This window comes from Pinibacter soli (assembly GCF_029961145.1).
GTDB lineage: Bacteria > Bacteroidota > Bacteroidia > Chitinophagales > Chitinophagaceae > Pinibacter > Pinibacter soli.
In genome coordinates, this window is record NZ_JASBRG010000002.1 from 58534 (window position 1) to 71216 (window position 12683).

The following is a 12683-nucleotide window of genomic DNA, read 5'->3' on the forward strand; positions in this document are numbered from 1 at the left end:
GGGGATGACACGGATTGAACTGATTTACACGGATATTGTGATAGTATGTGGCCGTTAGCGGATTGATGCAGTTCTGGATGGCATAACTTATGACCTATTTATAGGCTTGTTACAACATTTAACACTCCTGCTATTCAATTATTGTGTTAAAAGATCCGTGTAAATCAGTCCAATCCGTGTCATCCGTGTGCCAACTATTAGAATTTCGTTATAAGTTTGCGGCTCATTATGCGAACAACTAAATACATAAAATTCCCTATAATAGTAAGCTTTCTATTAGTTATTATATTCATCTGGCAATTCAGCAGTTGTGCTGTAATTGTAGCGCCCTCGGGAGGCGCGAGAGATTCCTTACCTCCTGTTTTAATAAGCGCCGTGCCGAAAGATTCGCTAAAAGGCTTCACCGAAAAAAAGATCGTTTTTGAATTTAGCGAGTACGTGGAAGTAAAAGATGTTCAGAAAAACCTGATCGTTTCGCCATATCCTAAAACAATGCCCAATGTGGAGTATAAGCTACGCACCGTAACGGTTCGCCTGAAAGACACCTTGCAGCCGAATACAACCTATACACTTGACTTTGGCGATGCGATCCACGATATTAACGAGGGCAATATCCTAAAACATTTCACCTACATCTTTACAACAGGAAATCATTTCGACAAGAGCACATTTTCCGGAAGGGTAATCGTTGCCGAAACCGGAAATGTAGATAGTACGCTGACTGTGTTTCTGTACAAAACCCGCGAGGATTCTGCGGTAACAAAACAACGCCCGAGCTACGTTACAAGGCTAGACTCAACGGGATACTTCACTTTCCGGAATTTACCGGCAGACACTTTTGCCTTATACGCATGGAAGGATGAAGGCGCCGCAAGATATTTTGGCAACAAACAAATTTTTGCATTTTCCGACAACTACATTGTAACCTCTGAAGAAAATCCGCCGGCACCAGTTACATTATATGCGTTTTTTGAACCAGAAGATACCAGCAAAAAATATACGCCGAGCTCGGTACCAAAGGTTCAAACGCAAAAAGAGAAAGACAAGAACAAGGAGGATAAAAGATTAAAATTCAGTACGTCTTTGGCCAATGGCAAACAGGATATTCTTGATAGTTTGAGAATTACTTTTGAGTCGCAGATTAAGACATATGACACTGCAAAGTTCCTTTTTACTCGTGGCGATTTCAGCCCGATCAGGGATTATACTTTGAATCTCGACACTAGCAATAAAGATTTCACGCTGCACCACAAATGGATCGCTGATACGCCTTATCACATTATTTTAATGAAAAATTTTGCGGAGGACAGCACCGGCAGATACATTACGAAAAACGACACTGTTTCCTTCCGTACAATGAAAAAAGAGGAATACGGTTCGCTTCGTCTTCGCTTTACCAACCTTGATTTTGCAAAAAAACCTTTGCTGGTTCTTTTGCAAAACGATAAAATAAAATTTTCTACTCCGCTGGAAACCAACCAGTTCAGAACCAGACTTTTTTTACCGGGAGAGTACGTGATACGCGTTGTGTACGACGAAAACAAGAACGGCAAATGGGACACGGGCTCCTTCTTTGGCACGAAAAAACAACCGGAAAAAGCCACGACCATTAAGAAAAAGCTGACGGTGAAGGCAAATTGGGATAATGATGTGGATGTGATTCTGTAATGGCTGAATAACCGAATAATTGAATAACTGAGCGCTTGAGTAACTGCATGACCGTTCCACGCGTAACACTCAGTTATTCAGTCATTCAGTTACTCAGTTATTTGCCACTCAATAATTCAATTATTCAATAAATCAGTCCCGCATTTCGTACTTTTGCAGCTATGCAGCTCCCCTCTTCTTTATTGGAAAACGCGGTAAATGAATTTGCCAAATTACCGGGCATTGGCAAAAAAACAGCTTTGAGGCTGGTGCTTCATCTTTTGAAACAAGACACTGATGCCGTGCAGCATTTTGGAGATTCTATAACCAAAATGCGTAAGGAAATTAAATTCTGTCAACGCTGCTGCAACATTGCCGATGCAGATATCTGTTCGATTTGTGCCAATAGCATGCGTAAGCAGGATATTATTTGTGTGGTAGAAAACATCCGCGATGTAATCGCCATAGAAAGCACACAACAATACAATGGCACTTACCACGTATTGGGTGGTGTTATTTCTCCGCTGGATGGCATCGGACCGGATCAATTGACCATCGAAACACTTGTAAACCGCATTCAAAAAGAGCACACGCAGGAGGTCGTTTTCGCCCTCAATCCAAATATCCAGGGCGATACCACGATCTACTATATTCAAAAGAAATTACAGTCATTCCCCGTAAAAGTTACCACGATCGCACGAGGCATCTCCTTCGGCGGTGAATTGGAATATGCAGATGAAATGACGCTTGCCCGAAGCCTGCAGAACAGATTGCCGGTGGAAAGCTATGTGGCGGGACGATAATTTAGGCGTAAGGCGTATTAAGTTTGCTCTCTTTAAGACCTTATACCTCGGGCCACATAGCTTACTCATTGCTTCCTTGCATCTTCAAAAGCTTTTCATTACCTTTGCCCTGCTTTTGCAGGCAGATTTGTTTATTGTTCGGCCTGCGTAGTGCTTGAAAAACTGAACTAATAAACGATTGAAATAACCGGACTCTTTCTCCATCTATATTTCCCTCGTTAATTGGTTTAGTATTTCATTTTTGAACGGCGATGTACATTGCCCAATAGCATTCCTATTGCTGAAGTGTGCGACGCAACGGAAGCTCATAGTAGCAACGCCGATGACTCACAACAAATGAATATTCTGTTTTGAATTTGAATTATCCGTTGTTATTAAAAAGTAAAGTTTGAAAAACGAAGGACTTGCCGGGGCTTTTGATTTTTTAATTTAAAATTTTGACTTATTATGGCAGATATCAGAAAGGAACTTGAAAACCGCATATTGGTGATCGATGGCGCCATGGGCACCATGATCCAGCGCCATAAACTTACAGAAGAGGATTATCGTGGCGAACGCTTCAAAGACTGGCACAGCGACGTGAAGGGCAATAACGACCTGTTAAGCATCACGCGTCCTGATGTGATCATCGGAATCCACAAAGAATATTTGAAGGCAGGTGCAGATATCATTGAAACCAACACTTTCAGCAGCACTGTTATTGCACAGGCAGATTATGATATGCAGGCACTGGCTTATGAATTGAACGTTGCTTCTGCACAATGTGCCAGGAAAGCAATTGAAGAATATAAAGCGGAAACCGGTGACACTTCTCCAAAGTTTGTTGCAGGCGCAATAGGGCCTTTGAATAAAACACTGAGCCTGTCTCCGGATGTAAACAACCCGGGCTACCGCGCAGTTACATTTGATGAAGTTGCAGATGCGTATACAGAACAGATTCGCGGCCTTGTTGACGGCGGTGTTGATGTTATTTTGATTGAAACTATTTTCGATACGCTGAATGCAAAGGGTGCGATCTATGCAGCGAAGAAATTTTTCCGCGATAACAAATTGACCGAATTGCCGATCATGATCAGCGGAACAATTACCGATGCCAGCGGAAGAACTTTGAGCGGACAAACGCTTGAAGCTTTTTACATTTCTGTTGCGCATGCCAATCCATTGAGCGTTGGTCTTAACTGTGCGTTGGGAGCGAGTGAAATGCGTCCTCACATTGAGGAGCTTTCGCAAATAGCAAGCTGTTATGTATCTGCTTATCCAAATGCGGGTTTACCAAATGCAATGGGTGAGTATGACGAGCAACCGCACGAAACGGCTCACTTCCTTGAAGACTGGGCGAAAGAAGGTTTCGTAAACATTGTTGGCGGCTGCTGTGGCACTACGCCTGATCACATCAAGCACATTGCTGATAATGTGAGGAAGATGAAGCCTAGGGAATTGCCTGTGGTTGAATCAGCGTTAATTTGAAAATTTGAAAACTGTAGGGGCGAATCGCATTCGCCCGCTGACCAGTTTAATTATTAATTATTAATTATTAATTATTAATTACTCAATGAGTATCATTAAGCCTTACTTGCGTCTTTCCGGCCTTGAGCCTTTGGTTGTGCGACCTGAAACCAATTTTGTTAACGTGGGTGAAAGAACCAACGTAACAGGTTCCAAGAAGTTTGCACGTTTGATCAAAGAAGGGAACTATGAAGAGGCGTTAAGCGTTGCCCGCCAGCAAGTGGAGAATGGCGCGCAGGTTTTGGATATCAACATGGATGATGCATTGCTTGACGGTGTACAGGCGATGACAACATACGTCAACCTTGTACAAAGTGAACCCGATATAGCGAAGATCCCTTTGATGATCGACTCCTCTAAGTTTTCCATTATTGAAGCAGGCTTGAAGTGCGCACAGGGAAGATGTATTGTAAACTCCATTTCCATGAAGGAAGGAGAAGAAAAATTCATTGAACAGGCGTATGTGTGTAAAGACTTTGGTGCTGCTGTGATTGTAATGGCATTCGATGAAAAAGGCCAGGCAGATACGATGCAGCGCAAAGTAGAAATATCTGAGCGTGCCTATAAAATTCTTACAGAGCAGGTTGGTTTCAAACCAGAAGATATCATTTTCGATATCAACATTTTTGCCATCGCAACGGGTCTTGAAGAACACAACAACTACGGCGTTGACTTTATCGAAGCAACACGTATCATCAAACAGAAGTTTCCTTTAGTTAAAATAAGCGGTGGTGTAAGTAACTTGTCATTTTCTTTCAGAGGAAATGAGCCTGTGCGTGAAGCAATGCATGCTGTATTCCTGTACTATGCCATTAAAGCAGGTATGGACATGGGTATTGTGAACGCGGGGGCTTTGATGGTATACGACGAAATTGAACCAGAGTTAAGAAATCTTTGCGAAGACGTTATTCTTAACCGCAATAACGACAACAACGAAGCAACTGATAAACTGATCACATTTGCCGAAACAGTTAAAAGCAAAGGCAAAGAAGAAAAGAAAGATGAAGCATGGAGAAGCGCACCTGTAGAAGAGCGCCTGAAACATGCACTTGTATTAGGTATCACAGATTACATTGATGCTGACACTGAAGAAGCAAGACAAAAATATCCAAAACCACTTGATGTAATTGAAGGTCCGCTGATGGCCGGCATGAACGTGGTGGGCGATTTGTTTGGTGCCGGTAAAATGTTCCTGCCGCAAGTCGTAAAGAGCGCACGTGTAATGAAAAAAAGCGTTGCTGTTCTTACCCCTTACATTGAAGAAGAGAAAAAGAGGAACCCGAAAACAAGCCAAGGCGGTGCCGCAAAAATATTGCTGGCAACGGTAAAAGGCGATGTGCACGATATCGGTAAAAATATTGTGGGTGTTGTGTTGGGTTGTAATGGCTATGACATTGTTGACCTTGGTGTAATGGTTCCTACAGATAAAATTCTGGAAACTGCGCAAAAGGAAAACGCGGATATAATTGGTTTGAGTGGTTTGATTACTCCTTCGCTTGATGAAATGGTGCACGTAGCAAAAGAGATGAAACGTCGCGGCATGAAGCAGCCTTTGCTCATTGGCGGCGCCACTACCTCACGCACACACACGGCTGTGAAAATCGCCCCTGAATACCAGGAAGGTGTTGTGTATGTATTGGATGCTTCAAGAAGTGTAACAGTAGCGGGAAGCTTGCTGAACAGAGACCAGAAAGGAGATTTCCTTAATTCTATCAGTAAAGAATATACCAAATTAAGAGACGACTTCGCGAACAAGAAAGTAGTGAAGACTTATCTTCCTTTTGGAGAAGCACAAAAGAATGTAACCAAAATTGATTGGGACAACTACACTCCTCTTGCGCCTACTTTCACGGGCACAAAAGTGTTCGACAATTTCGACCTCGGTGAAATAGCTGAATACATTGACTGGGCACCGTTCTTCATTGCATGGGAATTGGGCGGTCGCTTCCCGGATATTTTAACGGATGATGTAATCGGTAAAGAAGCAACCAAATTGTACAACGATGCAAAAGCGTTGTTGCAAAAAGTTATAGATGAGAAATGGCTATCAGCAAAAGGTGTTATTGGTTTCTGGCCGGCAACAAAAACAGCGCCAGATTCAGTGTTGGTTACATCTCATACTAACGAACCTGTGAAGCTTGAATTTTTGCGCCAGCAAATTAAGAAAGCAGCTGATCAACCTAACTTCTCATTGGCAGACTATATTAAGCCTGCAGAGAAAGGCTCTGATTTCATGGGTGCATTCAGTGTGACCATTCAAGGTATCGAGCCACATATCAAGAAGTTTGAAGCCGAGCAGGATGATTATAATAAGATCACTTTGCAGGCGCTTGCAGACAGACTTGTTGAGGCTTTTGCAGAGTGCCTGCATGAAAAAGTGCGTAAAGAATATTGGGGTTACGATAAGGGAGAAACATTAACAAACGAGGAGTTGATCAAGGAAAAATATGTAGGTATACGTCCGGCTCCGGGTTATCCTGCATGTCCTGACCATACCGAAAAATACAAGCTGTTTGACTTGTTGGGTGGAGAGTCTGTTACCGGCATTCATCTTACAGAATCACTGGCAATGTATCCTGCTGCCTCTGTTTGCGGCTGGTATTTTGCAAATCCGGATAGCAAATATTTTGGCGTTGGTAAAATAGAAAAAGACCAGGTGGTTGACTACGCTGCGAGAAAAGGAATGGACCTGGAAGTAATTGAAAGATGGCTTAGTCCGATCCTCGAATATGCTTAGTTCTTTATATTAAATTGTACGATGTACGAGATTCGTTGTGGGGTAACCCCCTAATGAAATTCGTACATCGTACTTCTTACAAAATCTTGTTAGTGTAGCTTAGTGCACCTAAGTGCATTAGTGGTGAATATCTCTCTTACGCATGTTTCAGCGCTTCGCGCTTTGTTAAATTAGATACCTTAGTTTCTTCTACAAACTTCTGTACAGCCTTCATATTGTGACGAGCGTATTGTCTCAATGCCCAGCCCATGCCTTTCTGAATAAAAAATTCTTTCGAATCAGTCAAAGCCTTGCAGTGCTTAAAGAGGAGATGCTCATCTGTTTTTAATTTGTATTGCAATTGAAAGATCATGCTTACACGCTGCAGCCACATGTTATTTGACTTGTTCCATCGTGCAGTTACCTTTTGTGTTTGTTTGGGAAATAATACAAAATAATTACCTGCCCATTCGGTAGCAATAGCATCGACCGAGTCCCACCAGCTTTTTGTTGTAATGCAATGTTCTATTAATTCCAGAAAATCTTCTTTCCATTGCTTTTTCATTTTTGCTGCGAGCTCAATGGCGATGTATTGCCATTCTCGCTGAGGCTGTTGCCACATCCATTTTATAAGAGCGGGCAACGCTTCGTATGAAGGAAGAGATTGAGCAATAATAAATTCTTTGAAAATCATCCTTCTCTCCGGGGTTTTCAAACCATAGTAAGAAAACATGTTGCGCATGTAAGCAGACTGGCCCTCTGCGATTGCTTTGTTTGCGTTTTCTTCGAATAACTCTTGTAACGGCTGGAGGTATGGAGGCGTTTTTTTCATGCTTCGGTTTTTAGCAATGCTAAAGTTTTTTTAACCGCAAAGCCCACAAAGTTTGCGCAAAGAAAACGAAGAAAGATCAATAATAAATTTCTTCGTTTTCTTTGCGCCTTACCAATTCACTCTTAATTAGAATTTACCTCCTTTGCGCTCTTTGCGGTTAAAATAAATTGCGTTCTTGAGAAACGACGCAGAGCATCTACCGTATAATCACCACAGTTCCTTTTCTTGTAAATATCTCTCCGCTGTCGCACTCTGCTTCTACGAAGTAAACGTAAGTGCCGGATTCAACAAAGTTGCCATTTACCTTTCCATCCCATGCAGCGTTCAGGTCGCCTATCTGGAAATTGCTTCTCTCAAAAATAATATCTCCCCAGCGACTGAAAATTTGGAAATGTTTTATTTGTTTAATGCCCTTTCCTTTCAAATTAAAAAGATCGTTTTTGCCATCATTGTTTGGCGTGAAGGCGTTTGGAACAAATAATCCTTCTGAGCAAACAAGTTTTATATTGAGTGTATCGGCTGCTTTGCAACCAAACTGTGTTTGACCAACCACTATGTACGTCATATTCTCACGCGGTGCCGCGACAGGCGACTCACAATTTGAACAACTCAAATAGGTCGAAGGCAACCATAACCATTTCACAACATCATTGCTTCCTGTTGCCATCAAATTAACGGTATTGCCTGTAGGCAATTGAATGTCGGCGCCGGCATTTACTGTTGGCAGAGGCTTCACGTCAACGGTTATTTTGCTCTGGCTTGTAAAACAATGATGCGCATCAGTTCCGGTCACTATGTAAGTTGTAGGAACCAAAGGCGTTACAATCGGATGATTGCTTGTTATGTCATTCAAGCCGTTTCCTGTCCACACATATGTAGCAGCTCCGCTTACCGGCAATTCAATACTGCTTCCTTTACATACAAATGAATTTGCAGGAACAGTTAAAGTAAATGGCTGCACAACAGTTATCAATGTCGAATCAGCACTGGTACAACCAAACGCATTCGTTGTTTTTACTTTGTATAAGGTTGTAGTAAGAGGACTAACATTCGGCGATGCCTGCCCACTATTGCCTTGTGCTACATCCGGTGTCCAAGCAAACTGGGTTCCATCGTGTGCATTTAATTGAATTGTTTTACCCAAACATATCGTTGAATCCTTTGGTTGAAGATTTATCTTAGGGCTTGTATGAATGACAATCGTGTGATTGCTTGTATCACTACAACCATCTTTACTTACAATCAATGAAACGCTGTATGAGTTTGCTACATGATACGAATGCGAAGGATTTTGTACAGCGCTGTCTTTCCCATCTGCAAATGTCCATGCCCATTTTACACCTTGCAGGTCTGCAGATCCTTTGAACAAAAGATTCGCATCTTCACAACCATAATCAGGTGCATTGATATTTCCTTTTGGCCTATGTACAACAACTACAGTGTCTTTAAACTGCTTTTCACAGCCATATAATGTTTTTACATCCAGCACCACTGCGTATTTGCCCAGCCTGTTAAAATCAAATTGAGGACTGCTTACTGCAGAAGTATCTTGTGCGACACCTGTTCCAAAATTCCATTTGTAACTCAACGGTTGTTGCAGCACATCTCCTGAATAACTTTTCACATTTGGCATAAAGCTTACTACTCCGGAATCGCAAATCACTACAGGGGATTTGGAAAAACCAGCATTCAAAGAATCGATTATAATTTGCGTATCAATTTCAGAAGTCGAAGCGCAATTGCTTCCATCTTTTAGAAGCAGCGCCGGCGTGTAAGAACCAACGCTGTTATATGTATGAACAGCAAATGTGTCGGTAGTTTGCACCGTATTACCGTCGCCAAAATCCCAGGTATAAGAAGTCGAATTTTTTACCACGGCACTTAACGTTATTTTTTGTTGCCTGCATCCGTATGTTATATCTGCTGAAAGTATTGCATAGGGACCTTTTACTTCAATGGTTTGCACGGATGAGTCCAAGGAATTATTATTTCCGTAAGCATAAAGAATTACGGTATATATACCGGCGTTTTGATAAGTATGTTTCGGATTAGGAAGATTATCAGCCGTGCTGCCATCGCCAAAGTCCCATGAAATGCTGTTTGCAAATTGCGACTTGTTGCTAAACGTGGCTACAAGCGGCGGGCAGGAATTATTGTTCAGGTAAGCTGTAGTAAAATCAAATGCAGCGGTAACATATTTTATTCCGATTATTTTCGTAGCCGTGTCCGAGCATCCGGATGTGACGTTTGTGGCAACCAACGTTACAGTATCCACGCCCACCTTACCATAATACTTCTGAGGATTGTAAGTAAAATTATCAGTAGTGTGATCATAAGTAAATGTCCACTTGAATTTATACCCGTTTAAGTAAGGGTAGTTAACTATTTTGTTATTGAAACTAACGAAGGTATTTGGTTGAACAACATCAGGATAATAAGAGAAATCAGTTTGCGGGCCGCTTACTGTGGCACTTCTATAATAGAGCGGTGTGGAAGCAGAACAGCCTTCAGCATCTGTTACTTTCAGTGAAACAGGATAACTACCTGGCTGCGTGTAAGTATGAGAGAGATCATCGTTGCTTGTCTGCACAACTGTATTCCCATCACCAAGATCCCACTCCCATTTTGTTATCGCGATATTATCAGATGTTGTGGAAGCGTCTTCAAAAACAACTGGCGATTTCAAACAGACAAGATCGTTTTTAATAGAGAACGCCGCCGTTGGTCCTTTAATTTTCAGAGGCACATAATTGGTCGTATCTGTACAACCTAAATTAGCTTCACTTACAATTAAACGTAATCCTTTTTTTGTAACATCAAAGCCGTTGATATCGCCGGTAAATCCTGTTTTCCAGGCATTCGGATAAGTGGGATAGTTAGCTGTCACATTTGCAAGAGAACCGTCCAGGTATTCCCAACGGTATAAGTAGTAGTTGTATCCCAAATAATCAGGAGTGGGATTTTCTTCAAGATTTGCAAGTGTCCCTTTTAAAGTTCCGCTGGCGCAAACTTCGGGCAGTTCTACAGAAAGTTTAGGTTGCTGCTTTAAAAGCACAAAGGTGTTTACAGAATCTTTTACTGTACAGTTGCCATTCGTTGACGTCAACACAGTGAGATACTTTCCCGTCTTTGTGTACTCGTGTTGTATTTTGGGTTGATCAGCTGAAAGATCAATAGCTGGTGAACCATCACCAAAATCCCACGACCATGTAAGTGCCTTCTTTGATGTTTGCGAAAATGTAACCAACCCTCGTGTGCCATCGCATGTATTTTTTACTCCACTGATTTTGGGAAACGGCGGAGATACTTTTATGTAATCAGTTTTTGTAATGGTGTCACTACACTGCCCGTTGAAGGCGATCAGCTTTACGGTGAAAGTTTTATCATCATAATATTGATGTCTTGTAGTGAATTCACTTGTAAAGTTTATGGGTGTACCATCACCAAAATCCCAGCGAAAGTTATTTGCATAGCCTACTGTGTTATTTGTAAAAGTAACAATGGTGTTTCCGCAAATATCAGTAGGCGCACTAAAATCAGCTTTCGGTTTTTCTCTTACATAAACAATTGTATTTGCAGTTCCCGTACACTTCCCTTTCGTAGTATAGGTAAGCACTATATTAAACTGTCCTATTGAATCAAAGACATGTTGAGGCAGCTTATCAGTTGATTGCTTACCGTCGCCAAAGTCCCAATTGTATGTCGCAATTTGATCTGCTGCTGAAGTCATGAAATTCACTCTCAATCCGGGGCATCCTTCAAACACATCGGAACCAATGCTCACATAGGGCTTAAATAAATTTAGTGTTTTGTTGATCGTACTGCTACAACCATTTGCATTTGTTATCAGAAGCCCTACGGTATAGTATCCATCTGTGTTATATGTGTACGATGGTTGCTTCTCTGTTGACGTTGCCCCGTTGGCTCCGAAATACCATTTCCTTGAAACGATGTTGCTGGACGTGTCATTGAACTGAACAGTAACAGGCGTTCCGCAAACGCCATCTGCATCGAATGTAAAGCCACCAACAGGGCCCGGATTAACTTTAATTTTTTTAGATGCGGAAGCTGCACACGTTCCATACATATTTATTAATGTTACAATGGCGTCTCCTGCATTTTGGAATTTATAAGTAAAATTCGATCCTGCATTTTCAAACCTCTGCCCGTCCGCCTCCCAAATCGTTGCTGTACTTCCTGCCGTGCTTATATCTTTGAATGTAGCGTCTGCGAATTGACAGGCAGTCGCCGGTGCATCAAAATCGATATTAAAATTTGCAACGTTTACCTGCTGCGTATCGCTGACTGATTTGCAACCATCACTATTAGCAACTTTTAAAACCGCGGGATAAGCACCTTTTTTTCCGTAAACGTGTGAAGGATCTTTATCATCAGATGACTTACCGTCCCCAAAGTCCCAATTGTAACTTAGCGCTCCGGTACCGCTTGTTTTGTTGGTAAATTGTACGTTTTCACTTACATCACAATACACTGCTTTATTTACTGAAAATGAGGCCTTCAACGAAGCCTTTACTTCTACAAGATTTTTTTCCAGGCTCGTATAGCAGCCGTAGCTGTTTGTTACCGTAAGCCCAACTGTTGGTTTTTGAGCAAAATTATATGTATGCGTTACCTGCTGATAAGTGCTTCCTTTTTGTACGTTACCATCTCCGAAATCCCAGAAATAATCGGAAATAGAACCATCCCCAGCGGAGGAGTTGCTTGTGAACTTTGCGTCAAACGGTGCGCAGCCTTTGACATCAGGTGTCGTAAAATCAACGGTTGGTTTTTTGTAAACGGTTATTTGTTTGCTGGCCTCAGAAGTCTTGCCCCCATCGGTAACCGTTAGTTTGATTGTATAGGTTTTTTCAATCCTGTAGATAGCGCTTGCTCCATCAGAATTGGCAGAGATATTTCCATTGCCCAGATTCCAGGAATATGTTGCGTTTGCAGATGCGCCGGTAGTAGTGTTTATGCAGGCGATCGTAAGAGGAGAACAGCCACCAATTTTGTCAACCGTGAAGTCTGCTTTAAGCTGTGCCCACGACGATTTGCTGAAAAAAATCAGAGCAATGGTTACAAAAAAGCATAATGATTTTTTTACTTCAGAGTTTGAAAGCATTGGCCATAAACAGTATGTCGGTTAGCTACTAATTTTAACCTCTCATCTGTAATTTAC

General features: G+C 41.8%; 6 protein-coding genes. 4 read left to right on the forward strand and 2 right to left on the reverse strand.

Translation table 11 applies throughout. The features are described 5' to 3' along the window. Nucleotides 1–228 precede the first annotated feature (228 nt). From QJ048_RS03710 to metH, 4 genes are all read left to right on the forward strand, one after another. Entirely contained in the window at nt 229–1668 is a 1440-nt protein-coding gene (locus QJ048_RS03710) for an Ig-like domain-containing domain (RefSeq protein WP_282332981.1), read from the forward strand. Nucleotides 1669–1829: 161 nt separating this feature from the next. Beyond that, complete coding sequence (gene recR / locus QJ048_RS03715) at nt 1830–2450, forward strand: recombination mediator RecR (protein ID WP_282332982.1); 621 nt, start codon at nt 1830–1832, stop codon at nt 2448–2450. A 447-nt stretch (nt 2451–2897) separates the two neighbouring features. After that, nucleotides 2898–3917 (forward strand): homocysteine S-methyltransferase family protein, encoded by a 1020-nt coding sequence (locus tag QJ048_RS03720; RefSeq protein WP_282332983.1) that lies wholly within the window; start codon nt 2898–2900, stop codon nt 3915–3917. 85 nt (nt 3918–4002) lie between these two features. Further along, on the forward strand, nt 4003–6693 hold the full coding sequence (gene metH, locus QJ048_RS03725; RefSeq protein WP_282332984.1) for a methionine synthase: 2691 nt from the start codon (nt 4003–4005) through the stop codon (nt 6691–6693). A 136-nt stretch (nt 6694–6829) separates the two neighbouring features. Here the strand turns inward: metH and QJ048_RS03730 are convergent, their stop codons facing one another. Together QJ048_RS03730 and QJ048_RS03735 are read right to left on the reverse strand one after the other, a co-directional pair. Then, on the reverse strand, nt 6830–7504 hold the full coding sequence (locus QJ048_RS03730) for a DNA alkylation repair protein (protein WP_282332985.1): 675 nt from the start codon (nt 7502–7504) through the stop codon (nt 6830–6832). A gap of 196 nt (nt 7505–7700) precedes the next feature. Beyond that, nucleotides 7701–12626 (reverse strand): PKD domain-containing protein, encoded by a 4926-nt coding sequence (locus QJ048_RS03735; RefSeq protein WP_282332986.1) that lies wholly within the window; start codon nt 12624–12626, stop codon nt 7701–7703. Nucleotides 12627–12683: the final 57 nt, after the last annotated feature.